14 protein-coding genes are annotated in these 19,182 nt (G+C 70.4%); 7 read left to right on the forward strand and 7 right to left on the reverse strand.

Annotated features, from left to right (window positions below; translation table 11 throughout):
* The first annotated feature begins 22 nt into the window (after positions 1-22).
* The 5 genes from AB0G35_RS24605 to AB0G35_RS24625 are packed head-to-tail and all read left to right on the forward strand — an operon-like array spanning position 23 to position 5,939.
* Complete coding sequence (locus tag AB0G35_RS24605) at positions 23-859, forward strand: alpha/beta hydrolase (RefSeq protein ID WP_360953359.1); 837 nt, start codon at positions 23-25, stop codon at positions 857-859.
* The gene (locus tag AB0G35_RS24610) at positions 856-3,069 is read left to right on the forward strand and encodes an isocitrate/isopropylmalate family dehydrogenase (RefSeq protein ID WP_360953362.1); all 2,214 of its coding nucleotides are present in this window, start codon (positions 856-858) and stop codon (positions 3,067-3,069) included. The genes AB0G35_RS24605 and AB0G35_RS24610 overlap by 4 nt, the downstream gene beginning before the upstream one ends.
* Positions 3,066-3,758 carry an RraA family protein gene (locus tag AB0G35_RS24615; RefSeq protein ID WP_360953365.1) on the forward strand — a complete coding sequence of 231 codons (693 nt, stop codon included), beginning with the start codon at positions 3,066-3,068 and terminating at the stop codon, positions 3,756-3,758. Before AB0G35_RS24610 ends, AB0G35_RS24615 begins: the two co-directional genes overlap by 4 nt.
* The gene (locus tag AB0G35_RS24620; RefSeq protein WP_360953368.1) at positions 3,745-4,632 is read left to right on the forward strand and encodes a DUF6282 family protein; all 888 of its coding nucleotides are present in this window, start codon (positions 3,745-3,747) and stop codon (positions 4,630-4,632) included. The genes AB0G35_RS24615 and AB0G35_RS24620 overlap by 14 nt, the downstream gene beginning before the upstream one ends.
* Entirely contained in the window at positions 4,629-5,939 is a 1,311-nt protein-coding gene (locus tag AB0G35_RS24625) for a cation:proton antiporter (RefSeq protein WP_360953371.1), read from the forward strand. Before AB0G35_RS24620 ends, AB0G35_RS24625 begins: the two co-directional genes overlap by 4 nt.
* 51 nt (positions 5,940-5,990) lie before the next feature.
* Here AB0G35_RS24625 and AB0G35_RS24630 read toward each other — a convergent pair whose 3' ends face one another.
* Together AB0G35_RS24630 and AB0G35_RS24635 are read right to left on the reverse strand one after the other, a co-directional pair.
* The gene (locus AB0G35_RS24630; RefSeq protein WP_360953374.1) at positions 5,991-6,317 is read right to left on the reverse strand and encodes a hypothetical protein; all 327 of its coding nucleotides are present in this window, start codon (positions 6,315-6,317) and stop codon (positions 5,991-5,993) included.
* 623 nt (positions 6,318-6,940) lie between these two features.
* On the reverse strand, positions 6,941-7,474 hold the full coding sequence (locus AB0G35_RS24635; RefSeq protein ID WP_360953377.1) for a DUF1648 domain-containing protein: 534 nt from the start codon (positions 7,472-7,474) through the stop codon (positions 6,941-6,943).
* 1,137 nt (positions 7,475-8,611) lie between these two features.
* On the opposite strand from AB0G35_RS24635, the gene AB0G35_RS24640 reads away from it, so the two are divergent.
* Positions 8,612-9,829 carry a hypothetical protein gene (locus AB0G35_RS24640; RefSeq protein WP_360953380.1) on the forward strand — a complete coding sequence of 406 codons (1,218 nt, stop codon included), beginning with the start codon at positions 8,612-8,614 and terminating at the stop codon, positions 9,827-9,829.
* 179 nt (positions 9,830-10,008) lie between these two features.
* Here AB0G35_RS24640 and AB0G35_RS24645 read toward each other — a convergent pair whose 3' ends face one another.
* From AB0G35_RS24645 to AB0G35_RS24665, 5 genes are all read right to left on the reverse strand, one after another.
* Positions 10,009-14,217, reverse strand: coding sequence for a tetratricopeptide repeat protein (locus AB0G35_RS24645; protein ID WP_360953383.1), 4,209 nt, complete (start codon positions 14,215-14,217; stop codon positions 10,009-10,011).
* Positions 14,214-14,657 (reverse strand): hypothetical protein, encoded by a 444-nt coding sequence (locus AB0G35_RS24650; protein WP_360953386.1) that lies wholly within the window; start codon positions 14,655-14,657, stop codon positions 14,214-14,216. The genes AB0G35_RS24645 and AB0G35_RS24650 overlap by 4 nt, the downstream gene beginning before the upstream one ends.
* A 342-nt stretch (positions 14,658-14,999) precedes the next feature.
* The gene (locus tag AB0G35_RS24655; protein ID WP_360953389.1) at positions 15,000-15,878 is read right to left on the reverse strand and encodes a universal stress protein; all 879 of its coding nucleotides are present in this window, start codon (positions 15,876-15,878) and stop codon (positions 15,000-15,002) included.
* 78 nt (positions 15,879-15,956) lie between these two features.
* Positions 15,957-16,829, reverse strand: coding sequence for a universal stress protein (locus tag AB0G35_RS24660; RefSeq protein ID WP_360953392.1), 873 nt, complete (start codon positions 16,827-16,829; stop codon positions 15,957-15,959).
* A gap of 337 nt (positions 16,830-17,166) precedes the next feature.
* Positions 17,167-17,841, reverse strand: a complete 675-nt coding sequence (locus AB0G35_RS24665; RefSeq protein WP_360953395.1) for a CBS domain-containing protein — start codon at positions 17,839-17,841, stop codon at positions 17,167-17,169.
* A 227-nt stretch (positions 17,842-18,068) separates the two neighbouring features.
* Between AB0G35_RS24665 and AB0G35_RS24670 the strand changes: the two genes are divergently transcribed.
* Positions 18,069-18,959, forward strand: coding sequence for a pyridoxamine 5'-phosphate oxidase family protein (locus tag AB0G35_RS24670; RefSeq protein ID WP_360953398.1), 891 nt, complete (start codon positions 18,069-18,071; stop codon positions 18,957-18,959).
* Positions 18,960-19,182 lie beyond the last annotated feature (223 nt).

A 19,182-nucleotide genomic window follows, 5' to 3' on the forward strand; every position in this document is an offset into this window, starting at 1 on the left:
GCGTCCCCCGAACCCGGGCCCGGTGCGGAACGCCGCACCGGGCCCGGCCCCGGACCCCGCGCCCGCTCCGGAACCGGATCCGGCCCGTACCGTGCTGGGTGCTCCTGATGCGCCGCGCCACGCGGTCGTCCTTGCCCCCGTCATGGCCCGTTGGGACCACGGCGCGTTCTTCCGGCAGGTCGCCGCGCCCCTGATCGCCACCGGACACCGGGTCACGGTCCACGACACCCTGTCCCTGCTGCGCGACGGCGATGACCTCACGGCGCTCGCGAACCGCTGGGCCCACCGCCTCGAACAGGACCATGACACACCGGACGTGCTGGCCGGCAATGCTCTGGGCGGAGCCGTCGTCCAGATCCTGCTCGCCCGCGCATGGGCCCGCCGGGCCAAGATCCTGCTGCTCTCCGGGCCCACCGTCGCCGACGACGGGCTGAACGGCAAGCTGGAGCGGATCGCCGCCGCCGTCGGTGACCAGGGCCTGCCCGTGGCCCTGCGCCTCCTCGAAGAGGTCGTACGCGGCCCTGCGCAGCAGGCGAGCACCGTACCGGAGCCCGTCAGCCATCGTGAGCCCGCTCAACCGCCGTCTCCTGACGAGGAGTTGGCCGGATGGCGGCTGTCGTCCGGCCTTCGCCTGCTGCACGACCTGGACCTCACAAAGACCGTACGCGCCTTCCCCGGGCGGCTGTTGCACGTGTACGGCGAACAGTCCCGCCTCGTCCAGCGTCACCACCTGGCCACCGGCCCGTCCCCCCAGCACCACCGCCTGGGCATCCCGCATGCCGGAATGCGCCCGCACGCAGATCAGCCGGCCCTCACCCGAGACGCCGTGGCCCGCTTCCTGGGAGAGGAACAGACATGAACCGCAAGACCGTCGCAGTCCTGCCCGGCGACGGCATCGGACCGGAAGTCCTGGACGCCGCACTGCCGGTGATCGAGACCCTCGGCCTGCCGATCGACCTGGAATTCGGTGACATCGGCTGGGACTCCTGGCGCACCGGGGGCAACCCGGTGCCCGACCGCACCTGGGACCTGATCGGCCGCAGCGATGCCGTCCTGCTGGGCGCCACCACCAGCAAGCCGCGCCGCGAGGCACTGGCCGAACTCGCCCCCGAACTGCGCGAAAGCGCCCCGCAGTACGTCTCGCCGATCATCCAACTGCGCCAGCGCCTGGACCTGTTCGCCAACCTGCGGCCGGTCGAGAACTACCTCGGTGGCGGCTCCCCGTACCGCTTCTGCGTGGTGCGCGAGAACACCGAGGGCCTGTACGCGGGGCTGGACTGGAACCACGTACCGGACGAGATGTGGCCACTGGTCGCGGAGCATCCCAACGTGCGCCGCAGCGGGCGCCCCGGCGCCACCGCCAGCATCCGCCTGCAGACCTCGCACGGCCTCGACCGCATCCTCCGGTTCGCCTTCGAGACCGCCCGCAACCACGGCTACGAGCGGGTCACCCTCGCCGACAAGCCCAACGTGCTGCGGGCCAGCAGCGCCTACGTCCTGGAACGACTGGAGGCGATCGCCGCCGGCTACCCGGAGATCGCCTACGAAGTCCTCAACGTGGACGCGGTCGCCCTCTGGATGGCCCGCCGGCCCGAACGCTTCGGCGTGATCGTCGCCGAGAACATGTTCGGCGACATCCTCTCCGACCTCGGCGGGGGAGTGATGGGAGGGCTGGGCCTGGCCCCCAGCGCCAACATCGGCGAGAACGGCAACTACTTCGAGCCGGTGCACGGCAGTGCCCCGGCGATGGCCGGCCGGCAGCGGGCCAACCCCGTCGCCGCGTTCCTCACCATCGCCCTCATGCTGGAGCACCTGGGGTTCCAGGACGAGGCCGGCGGCATCCAGGACGCCGTACGCCATGTGACCCGCCGCCGCGACCGGGTCACCTACGACCTGGGCGGTTTTGCCACCACCACCGAAGCGGCCCAAGCGGTCATCGACGCCTGCCGCGAGGTCCCGCACACGCCCACCGCCGCCATCGTCACCGTCGGAGACGAACTGCTCCGCGGCGACCTGGACGACACCAATGCCGCCAACGCCTCGCGGATGCTGGGTGAACGCGGAATTCCGGTCCGGGTGCGCCACACCATCGGCGACGACGAGGCCACCATCGCCGACGCCATCCGCCCCTCCATCGGCCGCGACGACGTCATCGTGGTCATGGGTGGGCTCGGTCCCACCTCCGACGACGTGACCCGTAGCGCGGTGGCCCGCGCACTCGGCCGTCCTCTGGAACACCGCGAGGAGGCCTGGCAGGGCGTGGTGGAACGGCTGACCCGCTTCAGCGTCGCCATCCACGACGACAACCGCCGCCAGGCACTGTTCGCCGAGGGCGCCGAGCTGCTGCCGAACACCAACGGCACGGCCTGGGGCTGCCGCGCAGAGGTCCAGGGCAGCACCGTCATCATGCTCCCCGGGCCGCCCCGCGAATGCCTGCCGATGCTCGCGGACGTGCTGCGGGACGGGCTGACCCACCTCCCCGAGCCGCCCCGGGTGACCACCGTCTTCCGCCGCACCCTCGGCATCATCGAGGCGGACGCCGCCGCCCTGGTCGACGAGCTGGTACGGGAGAGCGGTACGGCGGTCAAGCCCGCCTACCGCTGGCACTACCCGTACGTCGACATCCGGCTCGGCTGCCCGCCGCAGGCCGCCGACGACCTCGCCAAGCGACTGGACACCGCGCTCGCCGACCACATCGTCACGGACCGGGACCGCACCGCCGTACAGGAGCTGGCGACGCTGCTGGACGAGCGCGGGCTCGATCTGGACGTCGACGACCGGCTCACCGAGGGGAACTTCGCCGCCGAGCTGACCCGCGAACGCGACACCAGCGGGGGCGAGGGCCCGGTCCGCGTCACCCTGTCGGGAACCTGGGACGGCGGGGACCGCACCACCTACACCGGTACCGTCGCCCTGACCTGCCTCGTGCGGGACGAGGCCGGAGAGCACGCCGCACACCTGACGGTTCCCAACCGCGGCCCCGAAGTGACCACGTACATCACCCACTTCGCCGCCTGCGCCGTCGCCCGCCACCTCACCGGCCGCCTTCGCACGGAGGAATCCGCATGACCACCGCCACAGACAACCGGACCCTGCGCGAGCGGCTGTCCCGTCTGGACACCGCAGCCCTGTCCGATGCCATGGACAGCCTGCGTACCCCGCCGTGCGTGCTGCCCGGCATCCGGCCGCGCACCCCGGGCACCCTCGCCTGCGGGCCCGCCTTCACCGTCCGGTACCGGCCCCTCGACGACACCACGACCTTCCACAACGCCGCCAACTACATCGACGAGGTACCGGCCGGCTCGGTGGTCGTCGTGGACAACGGCGGCAGCCTGGAGTGCACCAACTGGGGCTCCCTGCTCACCGCCGTCGCCCAGCACCGCGGCATCTCCGGCACGGTCGTGCACGGCTCGGTGCGCGATGTGAAAGAGAGCCGCGCCGCCGGCTATCCGCTGTTCAGCACGGGCGTGACCATGGTCAGTGCCAAGAACAGGGCCGTACTGGACCGCACCGGCGCCGAGGTGGACATCGCCGGTACGCCCGTCGCCCCCGGCGACTGGATCGTCGCCGACGACAACGGCGCGGTGCGCATCCCGGCCGAACTCCTCGACGAGGTGGTCCGCCGCGCCGAGGCCGTGGAGCGTACCGAGTCCCGCATCCGGGAGGCCGCGCTGGGCGGCAGCCGGCTGGAGGAGGCACGCGCCCGCTTCGGGTATGCGCGCCCCTGGGAGGACGGGGACCGGGATGCCGAGCACTGAGCCCACCGCCCACGGCCCGGCGTCCCCGGAAGGCGCCGCCTTCCTCGACGTCCACTACCACGTCGGCCCCGACGCGTTCGTGCGCCGCCACACCGCCGCCACCGCCGGCGCCCGCTACGCCGAACACGGTGGCTGGGTCGTCCTGAAGAACCACCTCGGCTCGACCGCCGCCCAGGCATGGGAGGCCCGGCAGCAGGGCCTTCCGGTCTCCGGCTCCCTCGTGCTCAACGACCTGGCCGGCGGATTCGACCCGCGCGCCGTGGAACAGGCAGTCATCCAGCACGGCCAGGACAGCGGACTGCGGCTGATCGTCCACCTGCCCACCGTCACCGGCCGCACCCATCGAAGCCGGCTGGTCCGAACCGCCTCGCATCCGCTGCTCAAGAACGGACAGCGCCCGCTGACCGTCACCGACGACAGCCGGCGGCTGCGCCCCGAGGTGCGCGAACTGCTGCGCGCCGCCCGCGACCTGCCCGTGGTCATCTCCACGGGCCACGCCGATGGGCACGAGGTGCGGCTCCTGGTCGAGGAGGCCGTCCGGCTGGAGCTGCCCCGCTTGATGCTCAACCAGCCCGCCAACCCGATGACCGGCCTGAGCTGCAAGGACCTGGTCGAGGTGGCCGCCGCCGAGCAGGTCTGGACCGAGCAGACCGCCCTCACCCACCTCCTGGAGTACCAGGGCTGGGCGGACTTCGCCGATGTGCTGTCCGTCCTGCCCAGGACGGTCTACAGCTCCGACCTCGGCCAGCCCTCCCAGATGGACATCGGGCCCTGGCTCACGGCCAGTCAGGAGTGGTTCCACCGGGCGGGGCTCACCCCCGCGCGGATCGACGAGATCACCCGTGCCGCGCCCCTGGAGATGTTGAGCCTGTGACAGCCCCGTCGGTCCTGCCGGCGCTCCTGCTCTCCCTGCCCCTCGTGCTCACCGCATGCTGGGCGGGGGGAGTGGTGGGCCGGCGCCTGGGCCAGCCGCCCGTCATCGGCGAGATCGCCGCCGGCCTGCTCCTCGGCCCCTCCCTGCTCGGCCACGTCTGGCCGGCCGCCTCCGCCGTCCTGTTACCGCCCGCACTCGTACCCGTCCTGGACACCCTGGGCCAACTCGGCCTGCTCTGCTTCATGTTCCTGCTGGGCCGGGAGCTGGATCCGCAGACCGTACGCACCGAGAGCCGCACGGCCGGCACCGTCGCCCTGGCCGGCCTCGCCGTCCCTCTCCTCTGCGGTGCCCTGCTCGCTCTTCCTCTCTACGGCCCGTATGCGCCGAAGGGCGCCGGACGCCTGCCGTTCACGCTCTTCCTCGCCGTGGCCCTGAGCATCACCGCCTTCCCCGTCCTGGCCCGCATCCTCACCGACCGCGGACTGACCGGCACCCGTCTGGGCGCCCTGGCCCTCACCTGCGCCGCCCTCGCCGACGTACTGGCCTGGACGCTCCTGGCCCTCGTCGCGGCCCTGGCCCGCAGCGCCTCGCCCCTGGTCGTGCTGGGGACGTTCGCGCTCACCGTCGCCTTCGCAGCCGCGATGCTGTGTGTCGTACGCCCACTGCTGGCCCGCTTCCTCGCCCGCGCCCGCCCCGGACCCGCTGCCACCCTCGTGCTCCTCCTCGGCGGCCTGTGCCTGTCCGCTCTGGCCACCGACCACCTCGGCATCCACGCGATCTTCGGCGCCTTCCTCTTCGGCGCCGCCACCCCCCGTGACGCGCCGACGCTCCGCCAGGCCACCTGTGGCCTGGCCCAGTTCACGGTTCCCTTCCTCCTTCCCCTCTTCTTCGTCAGCACGGGCCTGCGCACCGACATCGGTACCCTCGGCCCGCACCTGGACCGATGGCTGTTGTGCGCGGCCATCCTGCTCGTGGCCGGCGCAACCAAATGGGGTGGCACCGCACTCGTGGCCCGCACCCGCGGACTGGAGTGGCGGGACGCGCTGGCGCTCGGCGCGCTGATGAACTGCCGCGGCCTGACCGAACTCATCGCGCTGACCACCGGACGGGAACTGGGCCTCCTCAGCCCCGAACTCTTCACCATGCTCGTCCTGGTGGCCCTGAGCGCGACAGCACTCACCGCGCCCGCCCTCACGGCGCTCATGCGTGACCGGGCGCCGGCGCGCGACCGGGAGCCCCGTGCCCCGGACGCCTCGCCCAAGGGGCGCGAGTCGCTGACCCTCCCCGCTTGCCCGCCCGAAACGTGAGCGCGTGCCCGCGAGAGAACCGCCCAGCGACCCAGAGACGCTGACAGCCCGTCAACCTCCCTCGTACACCGCTCCACTGGGCGGCGACCCTCCCGCGAGGACGGCCGTGCCGCCGAGGAGCTGGCCCGCGCCGAGTACCTGGACCGGCTCCTGGCCGGGAATCGCCTCGACCCCGGCCCCTATGTCCACCGTGCCCGCACCTCCCCGGCCGCGGACGACCTGCGCAGCGGGCGACGCCGCGGTGCGCACTCCACCGAGGTGGAGTGGTGTCTGGAGGTCGACCGGTTCGACTTCGCCATGCAGCTGGGACGTGAGGAAGGGACGGCAGTGCTGCGCCCGCTCGGGACTCGACCGGCGCCTGCCGCGCAGCCGGCGCATCCTCGCCGGCTGTATTGAAATTCCGGGGTTCGAGGAGAATACTCAAGAGACCTAGCGGGAAGCTCTAGGAAGTGCGCTGCGTGTGGATGAATCCTCACGCAGCGTTTGTATTCCGCCCGCAGGTTTGCATTTCGCGCAGGTTTGTATCGTGCATGCACCTGACGGCGGCGGGCTAGGAGAGTGCGGCCCCGCAACGCAAGAAGTGGGCCCCCGCCAAACGGGAGCTCACCTCGTAGTTGTCTCGTGAGGTCTGCCGGCCGGCGACAACCCTCAGCGGCCGAATCCGAATCCGCGATCATAGCCGCGACCGCCGCCGAATCCGCGTCCGCCGCCGTAGCCGCGACCGCGCCCGCGCCCGTAGCCCCGTCCGCCGTGGTCGTGGCCCCAACCGCCGTTGAGAGGAAGTGTGCTTCGGATGCTCATCTCTGCCTCCTTTGAGGCCGAATGACGATCCGACCCTCTCAGTTGGACCGCTTCCACGCTACGCCGCGAGTCGAAGTCAAATCAAACGACATGAAGCCCAAAAATTCCGCAAGCCGGGCCTGTGCCCACAGTGGCCCTTCATCGCTCTGCGGATTCGGGTAAAACCTCATAAGGGGTCAAATGAATTCCCGCCCGCGGGCTCACTTCACGGGAATTCGCCAGTCGCGTACCGAGGCCACCACCGTTACACCGGTCCCGGCGAGGAGGGGGAGGACCATCGCGGCGAACAGCCAGCCGGACACCTCCCGGTCGGCCGTGGAGCGCCACAGCACTCCGGAGCCGATCGAGAGCGAGATCCCCGTGCAGGCGTTGAGCACGCACAAGGCCCGGGCGGTGCGCAGCGCCGAGGCGCGGGTGCGTGGCCGGTTGAGCGAGGACCGCACCAGCCCGTTGCTGAACGGCGCGGCCTCCTTCGGCAGCTCGGCCTGCGGCGTCACGCGCAGGGTCAGCTCGGCGCAGGCGGTCAGCAGCACCGTCGCCCCGACGTACACGAACACCAGCACAAACGCGCTGCCGATCGACCGGTCCGTCCACGCGTCCACCCCGTCGACGCCGACGTGCTGAGGTATCCGGCTCGGCAGGTGCGGGTAGCGGACGACGCCCCAGAGGGTCAGTGCGACGATCAGTGCGGCATTGGGAAGTAGCCACAGGCGTACGGGGGATGAGAAGACCATGGAACCAATTGTCCGACGGCGAGGCGTCCTTGATGTGCTTCCCTCCCGTATGGAATGCGCCAATACGTGCCTGTGCCTGGGAGTTCAGAGGCGGTTCAGATGAGGTGCAGCGCCGTCTGCGGCCCGGTAGCGGTGGGCGAGGACGCCGGCCACGGCGCCTTCGCCGACGCCCGCGGCCACGCGTTTGATCGATTGGGCACCCCGTCGCCAGCGATGAAAGGGCCCGGCAGGCTGGCTCCGAGTAAGCAGGGAAGTGGGGGCATCCCGGCGGACAGGAGAGGTGCGGCGCGGCTACCGAGCTGCCCACCCTGTCGGCACAGCCGGAGGGCCTTGACTGCCTCACGCTGTCACACAGGTTCCACGCCCCAACGCCAAGCCTGGGGCATTTGGTGATGGAACGGTCGTCTGTCGGCCGTCGTTTTCTTGCTGAGGGTGGAGTAGCCAGTAGCAGTACCTGAGTATGAGGGTTCTGGCCATGGGCGGTACGTGGTTCTTGGGGAGGTACCGCGCCCTGGGGTGATCCTCGGACCCGGGGAGTACGTCGGACGGCTCCCGTGCTGGCTCAATCGGGCACGCAAGGTGGCCGGATGCTCTCCCTACTCCGGCGGGTGCTGCATTCAGCCGGAGGACGTGCGCGATATCGCCGGATCCGCCCTGGTGCAAGCGGAAGCCCCAGGGGGGCGCCCACCGTCTGGCGCACTCGGAAGGCGTCACATTCGAGGGATTCACGTAGGACGTACGTCGGAGCACCCCCACAGCTTTTCGCCGACCAACCTCTCAATTGCCCAATATGCATAGGCCAGCTGAGTTCCAGTGGCGTGAGGGCGCGCGTCATTGCACGCCCAGATGCAATGCAATGACGACCCTTTGGTCATGAGTAACCACCCTCTTGTGGTCGTGGAGGCCCCGGACCCCCGGGGCCTCCGGGCTGTGCGCGTGCACGGCGAGACCGTCGGCCGGGTCTGGTCGCTGCGTGGCCTTCGAAGACTTCTGCGGCGGGCGGGGCTGCAACCCGGGATCGAGTTCGATGCGGGCCGCGTCCACTGGGTGGCGGACAGGTCGTGTTGGCCCGACCGTCCGTTGCGAAGACGTGGTGCTGGCGCGCTGACGGCTCTGGGGATTCTCTGTTCTGCAGCAGTGCTGTTCTACGTGGGTACCACGGACGCATTCAACGCGCTGGCATACGGCGGGCGTGTTGTGGGCGCTGTCTTCGTTGGCGCAGCCCTGGCGGAAGGCATCGCGCTGCTGGGGGTTTTCGACTACTGGGGTAAGAGAGCTGTGCGCTATTCGGGTGCAGCAGTCCTGGTCGGTGTTGGAACCGTGACCGTGACGAATTTGATGTTTTTGGTCACGCAGGTTCAGGACAGGTCGTACACCCCGTTTCTCTGGCTATGGATTGGCTTGGCATTCTGGGCCTGCTGGTCCCTGTGGGAGCTGACGCGACAGAAGGTGTGGAAGGGGATCCCTCATCCGAGGGGTATCGCACTCAGCGTCCTAGTGTCCGGGGGGATCGGACTTGTCAGCCTCACTTATTCACAGATGTACGTTCCGTACTCCACTCCTGTGAAGACACCCTTCAGTGTATCGTTCGGCATCCCCACTATGAGCGCGGACAAAGCCACCCTTCACGTGCCGGCGCATGTGCAATTCCGGAATGCTGGGTCGGTAAGGATCTATGTGGTGGGCACGATGTGGAAGGTCAGAGGATGGCCCACTCGCTTCACGCGAAAGGGTACGGGAGAGAATACTTGGAAGCGCGAGATCTGGAATTACGATGAAACGCTAAGGCATGTTATTTACGCACCCCTCCGTATGTTGGGTGCAGGGAGATTTGTGTATCCGGGTAGTTGGGCAGACCCCGGTGATGACTTGTCCCAGGATTTCGTTGTGGATGTGCCGCTCCGGTCCGGGATCGGGCGCATCGAGATTGACGCAACTGCCTCTTTCATTCGGGCAGACCGAGGCAAGCTGGGCAACGACTATTCGAATTCGGGGGAAGCTTCTTGGGACACCGAGTCGGAGAACGAGGAGCATCTGCGGGATGCCCCTAGATGGGTTGCCCGTGCGGGCGAAGACTTCTACCGATTCCATTCGAAGGTGTACCACAGTAGTGAGATGCTCAATCTCACGCATGCCACAGACTATGCCACTGCGTGGTGGGTTCTTCCGAAATGGCACGAGGGGGATTCTTTCGCCAAAGCTGATACTGACCCTCAGCTATTTGTGTCCATTTCGCGGGACCCCGAAGGTGAGGAAAGGCTCAGTGACTCCGAACAAGAGCCATATGGTATGAAGACGGACTCGCGATGGGCTGAACGTAGCCTTGATCAACTTTTGAAATCTGCCAAGAAATAGCGTCTTGATCGACCTGCATCCCCTTGGCCGGAAGGGGGCGGGCTCCCGTTCCAAGGCGACTTTCAGCGACGGCTGTTGCCGTGCGATGACCGGCGCGGACTGCGGCGCCTTCGCCATCAACTCGCGTGCGTTCGGGCCAGGTGGATTGGCCGTCGGCTCGGTGGGCCCGGGGGCCGGTTTCATTTCGGCAGCCGGAAGCGCTGTACGTCAGGCGGTCGGGACCGGTTGGCTCGTGGTGTGCGGCGGCGGTCGGGGCGATGCATCGTGGCGTATGTCTGTTCCGCGTCCTTGAGGTAAGCGGTGACCAGTCCCGGGGTCTGCTCGGCCAGGGTGTGCAGAAGGGCGAGGGCTTCGGTGAGGTGCTCCCGGGCTGCTGCCTCCGCAGTTCCGGCCTGGCAGTGGGCTCGGGCCTGCGCGTACAGCGAGACGGCGAGGCGCAGTCGGTGGGCGGTGGGGTCCGAGGACACAAGCCGGCGGCTCAGGGCGACCGCCCGGTCGGTGGCCTGTGCGGCCTCTTCGTAGCGCCCGGACTCCGTCAGACGCAGACCGAGGTGGGCCAGTGACCAGGCCACCTCGTGCTCGTGGACCGCCTGGTCCTGCGCGGCGAGTTCGTCATGGACGCGGACGGCGTCCTGGGTCACGGCGAGGGCCGCCTCATGGTCGGCGGCGCCGGTGGCGAGGTGGTGGCCGTAGACGACCAGCAGGTCCGCCCGGGCGGATTGTGCCTCCTGATCCGTTCCCAGAGGCAGGTCTGCGGCCCGTGCGAGAAGGGTCAGGCCGGCCTCCGGCCGGTCGGTCTCTGCCAGATGCGTGCCCAGGCCGGCCAACGCCGCGCTCAGCAGCCGCTGGCGCACCGGGCCCAGCGCGTCCTCGGGTAGCTCTGCGGCCATGTCGGCGGCCGTGCGCAGGATGTCCTCGGCCTCGGGCTGCCCGTGGAGGTGCCGCTGTGCGCCGAGCGCGCACAGCGCCCATACGAGCAGGGCCCGGTGGGCCGCATCTGTAGGAGGAGAGGCGTCCCAGACCTTGACCGCCTCTTCGGCGACCGGCAACGCCTCGCCGTGGCGGCCCGCCTGCGTCAGCGCATACATCAGGGCCAACAGGGCCTGGGCCAGCATCGGCCGGCGCCCCGCGTCCTCGGCCGCCAACTCCCGGTGGACGGCCACCGCCCTGCCCAGCGGGCCCGCCGCCGCCCCGTACCGTCCCCGGCCGGCGAGAGTGACACCGAGCAGGGTCAGTTCTTCGCCGTAGCAGTTCAGGTGGGCCGCGGGATCCTGCCGCACCAGGGTTTCCCGGACCCGCAGCGTCTCCTGTACTGCGTCCGGTACCTCGTCGGTACGTCCCAGGACGACGAGGAGCAAGTGACGGATGGACAGGGCCGTGACGAGCTTCGGCCCGTAGGCTTCCGGTTCCTTGCGCATCAGCTCCCGGTAGACGTTCACCGACTCCTCGGCGGTGTGCAGGGCCTCCTGTGGCCGGTGCAGGTCGGACAGGCACACCGCCTTGTTCGCCAGCGCGGTGGCGAGTGTGCGCAAAGCGGCGTCGGCCGGAGGCGTGGCGGTTGCCCGGCGGCTGATCCCGATGGCTTCGTCGAACGCGTCCAGGGCCTCGGCGAGGTGGCCGAGGGCCTTGAGGTGCAGGCCGAAGGTGTTCAACGCCGTACTCAGCGCGGCGAGATGGGGTGATGGATGCTGGTCGGTCAGGCTTCGGTAGAGGCTCACGGCCTCCCGGGCGGCCGTGAGTGCCTCTTCGCCGCGGCCCGCCTGTGCCAACTCGTCGGCGAGCGTGCTCAGCGCCATGGCGAGGTCGGCCCGGTGCGCACGGGGGTTCCTCGTCGCGAGGGGGCGGTACAGGTCCACGGACTCCTGAGCGGTGGCCAGGGCCTGTGGGAGGCGGCCCGCCTTCTCCAGCTGGCACGCCAGGGTGTTCAGACTCATGGCCAACGGCTCCGCGTAGGCGCGCTGATCGCGTTGGGCCAGGTCGCGGTAGAAGCCGACGGCGTCCTCGGCCGCCGCCAGGGCCCTGTCCGGGTGCCCCGTCTCCTCCAGGTCGATCGCGAGGGCGTTCAGGCTGCGGGCCAGGGCGGGCAGGAAGGCGGCGGGGCGCTCGCGCGCCAGCTCGCGCCGGATGTCCGCGGACTCCTCGGCGCACCGCAGTGCCTCGGTGTACCGAGCGGCGTCGCGCAGACACGAAGCCAGGGTGCCCAGGCCCATGGCCAGACCAGCACGGTGGGCATCCGGACGCTCCTGTGCCAGGGCGCGGTACAGCTCGGTGGCCTTGCGCGCCTCACCGAGCGCCTCGTGTACGCGGCCGGCCTGCTGCAGACGGACGGCCTGATTGTTCAGTGCGGCCGCCAGGTCGGGCCGGAGCGCGTCGCCGTGCCGCTCGACCAGATGCCGGCGTACCGCGATGGCCTCCCGGCTCGCGGCCAGGGCCGCCGGCAGCCGTCCGAGTTCCCCTTCAGCGTGGGAGACGGCGTTCAAGGCGTGTGCCAGTTCGGGCAGGGACGCCCCTCCGTCCCACTGGCCGATCCGTCGGTAGAGCCGGACGGCCCGGTGAGCGGGGAAGACCGCCGCCTCGCGCCGCCCCGATGCTCCCAGCGCCACGGAGATGTTCAGCAGACATGCGGCGAGCTGCACTTCGTAGGTGCGCGGGTCCTGGAGGGCGAGGGGCCTGAGCAGGCGTAGTACCTCACGGGCCACTTGATACGTCTCCGCCCAAAGTCCCGCGTCGCCCAGTCGGCAGCACAGCAGGCGCAGTTGCCCGGCGAGTTCGGGCAGACGCGCCGGGTCCTGCGCGGCCCGCTCCCGGTGCAGCCGCACCAGCCGCCGCGCCAGGTGCAGTGCGATGTCCGCCAGCCGGTGGGTGGGGCGCGGGAGGTGTGCGGCGAGCTGGAGCAGTTGCGCGGGATCCGGGTCTGGTGCATCGACCAGCTGATGCAGAGCTGCCAGTAACGGGTCCGGTCGTTCCACATGGACGGCCACGTCGACGGCCGCCGTGGCCAGCGTGTCCGAGTGCCGGACGCACAGCTGTGTGAGGTCTGCGTCCAGACGGTCGCGGTGGGCGGGATGACCGGCGGCCCGTGCGGAGACGGTCAGCAGGCGACTGGCCTGGGCCCGGCTGGCACCGTCCAGCAGCCGTTCGGACAGCTCGGGCCCCTGGGCCAGATGTCCTCCGACGAAGAACTCGGCGAGCCGGTCCGGGTGAAGGCTTCCCCAGACCTGCGTCCGGCCGGGCGGCGGATACAGCTGGGCGATCCGTTCGCCGAGCGTTTCGAGGGTGTCCGGACCGTGGTGTTCCAGGCCCGGCACCCGGGCGAGGAGGGCGTGAGCCTCCTGCCGGTCGTGCGCGCCGCAGAGGAAGACCGCGGCCAGCGCGGCCTCGATGGTCCTGGTCCGGGTCACGCCCGACGCCTCACCGACAGCCCGCCAGTAGACGCGTTCGTGGCTCAGCAATCGCTCCTCCGCCGACCCGGTCGCGGCGAGGGACGACGGCGGGGGGTGGCCGCCGCCTTCGTCGAGGGCTTCCGCGGCCGCGTCCAGCAGGTCGGCAAGGGCGGTCATGTGCAGGGTGAGCGCGCATTCCATGCCCGGACGTTGTAACCGGTGGGTGGGAAGGGCCAGTACGTCTGCCGCCAGTGCCTGCCAACACGGGCCTTCCTGCCCCGCCACCTGCGGCAGGGCGCCGGCCAGTGCGTCGACGGCCTGACGATAGGCGTCAACGCGGTCGGCGGCGTGCGGTTCCAGCGGCGGCAAGGGCGTGCCCTGCACCGCGTACAGGTCCTCGATGCGGGCGCGTTCCTGCAACTCCGGCCACCAGTCGTCGATGGTCCGGGCGAGCAGCAACACTTTGAACGGTGTGGTGTCCGGGCTGCGCAGGGCCGCGCGCAGCAGGGCGAGCAACTGGTCCGGGCGGGCTTCCGCGTAGTCGACGACCACGACCATCGGTCCGGGCGGGTTGCTGAGCGCCTGCAGGTCGGCGGCCGAGGCGTGCCGGCCGAGCCAGAGGACGTTCCAGCTTTCCTGAACCAGCTCGTCGGTGAAGCGGCGGGCGAGCCGCGTCTTGCCCTGCCCACCCGGCCCGTACACCAGGTGCACGCCGAAGCCCGGTTCGGCACACCAGGCCGCCAATTCCTTCAGCACCTCCCCGCGGCCGCGGAAGGGGACCACAGCGCGGTGTGCCTCCAGCAGGGCCGACGGGGACCGGGGCGTGCGGGTCCTGCCGACCAGGTCGTCCCAGTCCAGGCACCTCTGCCGCAGGTCCGGACCCGGGGCATGGAAGGTCAGTGTGTTGTTGTCGCCGGTAACGACAGCGAAGACGTCACCGTTGATCGCCACGGAACGCTCTCCGGCGGCCTGCGCATCGGCGGACCTCCTCCACCATACGGTCATGCCGCGCCTCCCTCGTCGCCGGTGTCGGCGAAGCCGACGTTCCCGCCGGCGGCGATGCTGCGCTCGCCCGGCGACCGCACCGGCCCGGCCGGTTCTCCGCCTGCGTCGCCGGAGGGGACGGGCGGCGCAGCGGCGGGATTTGACGGCCGCGCACGTGGGCGTCGATCACCGGTGACGGCGTAACCGATGCTGCCCCTCACCGCGATCGAGCGGCCTCCGCTCGCCTCCACCGGATTGCCGTCGCGCACCGCAGCTTCAGTGCGGTGCAGGCTGAAGAGTGACACCACCAGCCCGGCGAGCCCGACGACCGCCCCGATGACGCTTGCCGCCCGGTCGGCGGTGTCCAGGTCCACCGTCAGCGCCAGCGCCGTAAGCCCCACCGCGCTCAGGCCGCACAGCACCGCCACCGCCGTCACCACGACTTTCGCCCTATCCGTCATGTCCTTATCTTTCCGGCTACGCGCCCGACGGAGAAGGGAAACGGGGAATTTGCCAACTGCCCGTTCCGCACTGGCTGTTGCTCGGCAGTCGTTCGGCCGTGGGACGTCGCGACGGGCCGCGCCCGCACGACCCTCGACGATCCCACCGGGACCAGAGGGTGCGACTCGGTGGCGTGCGGCCCGGACGGCCATACCCTCGCCGTCGGTGACGGGGGAGCGGTGCGCCTGTGGGACACCTCAACCGGCAGGGCCGGGAAGCGCCTGGCGGCAGGCGGGGGAACCGCGTTGGCCTTCAGCCGCGACGGCGCAGTGCCGCCGTGCGGGAGGGCACGACCGTCATGGTCACCCAGGGCCGCGGACCACCGCGACGGGGCAGTGCGAGTGATGGAGGACGGCCTGGCTGACGGAGCCCAGGAGGAGGCCCCCGAAGCCACCCCGGCCACGGGCTCCCACGACCAGCAACTGGGCGCTGCGGCTCGCTTCGATCAGGGCCGGACGGATCCGGGACTCCAGCAGGCTCCTGCGTACGGTGACCTCCGGATACCTGGCCTGGTGGCCGGACAGCGACTCGGCGAGCAACCGCTCCTCCTCGTCGCGGAGTCGGTCGAGGTCCACCACCATCCTCCGCAGATCGCCGGGGGTCTCATAAGCACGTTCGGTCCAGGCGTTCCACACGTGCAGGGCGAGCAGCTCCGCCTCCCGCAGCGACGCCTCGGCGAACGCGAAGGCGACCGCTTCCGCACCCTCGGGTGAGCCGTCGACCGCCAGGACCACAGGTCCCTCGGGTGCCGGTCCGCCCCGGATCACCATGACCGGGCACACGCTGTGCGCCGCGAGGTGGACAGCCGTCGATCCCACCAGCAGACCGGCGAAACTGCCGAGGCCACGGCTGCCGACCACGATCAACTCGGCGGCGTGCGACTGGACTTCCAGTGCCGAGAGCGGATCGTCGATGACGACGGTGTGGGTGACCTCCACCTCCGGTTGCAGGTTCTGCGCGTGTGCCACGGCCTCGGCGACGATGTGCTCGGCCAGGTCGCGCAGACCGGACTCGGCCGGCCCGAGCCTGGTGCGGCCGAGCGGCGTGTCCCGGGCCGGCCAGCCGAACGCGTGCACCACGCGCAGCCCGGTGCTGCGCAGGTGCGCCTCGTGCGCGGCGACCTCCACTGCGGCGAAGCTCGATTCCGAGGCGTCGAACCCCACCACCACCGGATCACTCATCACCGTCTCCGTTCTGCGCGGTGCACCGGCCGCACGGGACCCGCACCCCGACGTCGCCGGTGCGAGCCGGTGCGCCGTTCAGTCATGGGGAACGATGGCGAGCGGACAGGCGGCGTGGTGTGCGGCGGCATGGCCCACGTTGCCCAGACGGGGCGCCAGGGCGGGGCGGTGCCGGCGTCGGCCGATCACCAGCAGATCGGACCCCGGGGCCGCCTCGACCAGCGCCCGGGCCGGGCTTTCGAGGCGGACGCTGGTGACCATCGGTACGCCCGGGAACCTCTCGTGCCAGGGGCGCAACACCTCGCCGAGTTCCTTCAGGGCGGCCGCTCGGATCTCGTCGCAGACCGTGGGGTCCACACCCCACGGCGCGTAGGCGGCGACCGGCAGGCTTCGCCCGTGCACGGCGTGCAGCGGCACCCCGCGCACGGCAGCGGCCTCGAAGGCGAAGTCCAGCAGGCCGTCACAGGGCCCGTGCAGGCTCAGTCCCACGACCACCCGGCCTTCCGCAGGGGTGGCGGACGGCTCTGTGCTCGTCGTGCCGGCGCGCACGAGAGTCACCGGCCGTTCCGCCCGGCCCACGACGTCCATGGCGATGTCGCCCAGGAAGAAGCTTTCAGCAGGTCCCAGCCCACGCGAGCCGAGCACGAGCATCCAGGACTGTGCGGCTGCCTTCAGGAGGGCCGTCTTCGCATCCTCCGCGATCAGGGCTTCGGTGAGAGGCAGGTCCGGGCAGCGCTCGTGGATCTCGTTCCGTGCGTCGTCCACGAGCCGCTTCGACCAGTAGTTCTGGTCCGCTTCGGAAGGCGCCCCCACGGTTGTCGGCGACAGCAATGGCCAGGCGTGCAGCAGGCACAGAGTGCGGTGGTGCCGAAGGGCTTCTCCGGCTGCCCAGTGGGCGGCAGCCAGGCTTTCGACCGAGCCGTCGAGGCCCACCGTGACGGCTTGTTCCATGGCGGTCGCCTCCCTCTTGGCAGAAGCTGGGTCACAGGGGCAGGGCTCTCCTTCCAGCGTGCGGCCGTACGGTGACCGGCGCCAGGCGCGTGGGCGCCTCGGGCGGAAGCCGGATGGGACGGGCCTGATGGCGGTCCGAGGGGGCCACGTGGACCAGGAGGAGGCGCGGGCAGGGGGAATTCCGCTGGTGGTCGGCGTCGACGGGTCCGAGACCGGCTGTCAACGGGTCCGAGACCGGCTTCCGGGGGTGGACTGGTCACGCGCTGCTGCATCACGCGCCGTGTCCGGTCGCCGTCGTGCCGCAGTGATGAGGACCGCTGCGTGCGGAGGGGACGGCTCAGGTCCCGACGGAGGCGCTGCGGGTGTCATCCGTCTCGTACGAGAGGTGCGCGGAGACCGAGACCACGCCGTCCACGCTGAGGCACAGCCGCTCGATGACGGGGATGAGGCTCTTGGCGGGGACGGTTCCGGTGAGGGTGACCTGCCCTTCGCGCACCTCGACGGTCACTCCGGAAGGAGCGAGGCCCAGGGTCCGGTGCAGCAGGTCCTGGGTGATCTCGGCGCGGATCGCCTGGTCGTTCCGGAGGAAGATCCGCAGGAGGTCACCGCGGCTGACGATGCCCACCAGCTTGTCGGTCTCGTCCACCACGGGAAGCCGCTTGACGTTCTGGACCGCCATCAGGCGGGCTGCCTCGACCACGGTCCATTCCTCGCGCGCGCACACCGCGGGAGCCGACATCAGCTCCTCCGCCCTTGCTCCTTCGGCCTTGGCCCGTTCCCACGCCTCAAGGTGCGGGATCGGCGTCCGGCCGGACGGATCGGCCTGATCCGCCGACTTGCGGAGCAGATCAGCCTCGGACACCACGCCCATCGGACGGCCTGCCGCATCCACCACCGGGACGGCGGTGACGTCGTTCTCCGCCAGTGTCCTGACGATCTCCTTGAACGGTGTCTGCGGTGGTACCTGGATGACGCCCCTGGTCATGAGTTCCCCGACCGTTCGGTGCTGCATGGCCTTCTCCCTCCGGGCGGATCATGAGAGCGATCGCACAGCCCACCTCTCCATCCTGACCCGGTACGTTCCGCGCCGGATGAGCCGACCGGCTCTTTTCCGCGGCGGGAAGGCGCATCAGATCCGTTCGGCCCTGGTGTGAGCCCTGGTCGGCGCATGCCGTCGGCGTGCCGCTGTGCCACGTTGGAAGCAGGCATGTCACGGCAGAGTCGGAGAGCGGTGAGGACATGCGAGCTCACATCGGAGATCAGCTCGTGGTGGAGAGCCCGTCCACGGGGGCGGTCAGACGGGACGGCGAAATCGTCAGAGTCCCCCACGAGGACGGGACACCGCCCTACGAGGTGCGCTGGGCGGACACGAACGAGGTGACCCTCGTTTTCCCGGGGCCGGACGCGCACATCCAGCACTTCTCACACCAGCCGGAGGCCGAGCAGCCCCAGCCGATGCTGACGGAATCGGACAAGCCCGCCCTGTGGCCGTTCGACCCCGGCGACATCGGACGCCGGGTGGCTCATGAGCGCAGACGGCAGAGGCTCAGCCGGGCGGAGGTGGCCGAGCGCAGTGGCATTTCGGCGTCCTACCTGGCCTACCTGGAGGAGCGACCGGCGAATCCGACCAGCGGCACACTCAACGGCCTGGCCGGTGCGCTGGGCACCACTGTGCGGCGGTTGCGCGGCGGCGGGATCAACCTGCCGCCCGGTGAGGGCGAGGCCGGGTACCACCCGCAATTGCGGGAGCTCGATCCCGAGGAGTGCCGCGCCCGGCTGTCGACACACGGGGTGGGACGCGTCGCGGTGACGACGCCGGACGGGCTGGCGGTGGTCCCGGTGAATTACGAGGTCGTCGACGGGGCGATCACTTTCCGGACCGCGCCCGGAACCGTTGCGGCAGCGGCTGTGGGGGCGAAGGTGGCGTTCGAGGTCGACCACGTGGACGAGGCGATGAGCCAGGGCTGGAGCGTGCTCGTCCTGGGTCCGGCCCGTGCGGTCACCGAACCCGAGGCCGTGCGCCGGCTGACCGAACAGGCCCACACCAAGCCCTGGGCAGGGGGCGAACGGTCGCAATGGGTGCTCATCGAACCCGAGCGCCTCACAGGACGACGCATCGACACCGGCTGAGTCACCGGGAAGGTGGTGGGGAGGATGGAGCTCCCGCTCGGAGACGGTTCCGTGCGCGAACTGCCACCTGGTTGATCGCGGGCCGTGTGGGGCATCGCGCACTCCGGCCGGCCGGCCGGTCCGCCACCGGGTGCGCCTCTCCACGGCCGCCGCCACGATGAAGACATGGTTCCCCTGGTACCCGGCGGTCCCGGTCAACTCCTGACCGCAGTACAAGGCCTCC

The sequence above is a fragment of the Streptomyces sp. NPDC021749 genome (assembly GCF_040640655.1).
Lineage (GTDB): Bacteria > Actinomycetota > Actinomycetes > Streptomycetales > Streptomycetaceae > Streptomyces.

Bases quoted from the DNA above. Each gene is read 5' to 3' on its own strand.
- AB0G35_RS24670 (WP_360953398.1), top strand. From the start codon at position 18,069: ATGCGAGCTCACATCGGAGATCAGCTCGTGGTGGAGAGCCCGTCCACG.
- AB0G35_RS24610 (WP_360953362.1), top strand. From the start codon at position 856: ATGAACCGCAAGACCGTCGCAGTCCTGCCCGGCGACGGCATCGGACCG.
- AB0G35_RS24630 (WP_360953374.1), bottom strand. From the start codon at position 6,317: ATGCGCCGGCTGCGCGGCAGGCGCCGGTCGAGTCCCGAGCGGGCGCAG.
- AB0G35_RS24620 (WP_360953368.1), top strand. From the start codon at position 3,745: ATGCCGAGCACTGAGCCCACCGCCCACGGCCCGGCGTCCCCGGAAGGC.
- AB0G35_RS24660 (WP_360953392.1), bottom strand. From the start codon at position 16,829: ATGGAACAAGCCGTCACGGTGGGCCTCGACGGCTCGGTCGAAAGCCTG.
- AB0G35_RS24615 (WP_360953365.1), top strand. From the start codon at position 3,066: ATGACCACCGCCACAGACAACCGGACCCTGCGCGAGCGGCTGTCCCGT.
- AB0G35_RS24650 (WP_360953386.1), bottom strand. From the start codon at position 14,657: ATGACGGATAGGGCGAAAGTCGTGGTGACGGCGGTGGCGGTGCTGTGC.
- AB0G35_RS24665 (WP_360953395.1), bottom strand. From the start codon at position 17,841: ATGCAGCACCGAACGGTCGGGGAACTCATGACCAGGGGCGTCATCCAG.
- AB0G35_RS24635 (WP_360953377.1), bottom strand. From the start codon at position 7,474: ATGGTCTTCTCATCCCCCGTACGCCTGTGGCTACTTCCCAATGCCGCA.
- AB0G35_RS24645 (WP_360953383.1), bottom strand. From the start codon at position 14,217: ATGACCGTATGGTGGAGGAGGTCCGCCGATGCGCAGGCCGCCGGAGAG.
- AB0G35_RS24655 (WP_360953389.1), bottom strand. From the start codon at position 15,878: ATGAGTGATCCGGTGGTGGTGGGGTTCGACGCCTCGGAATCGAGCTTC.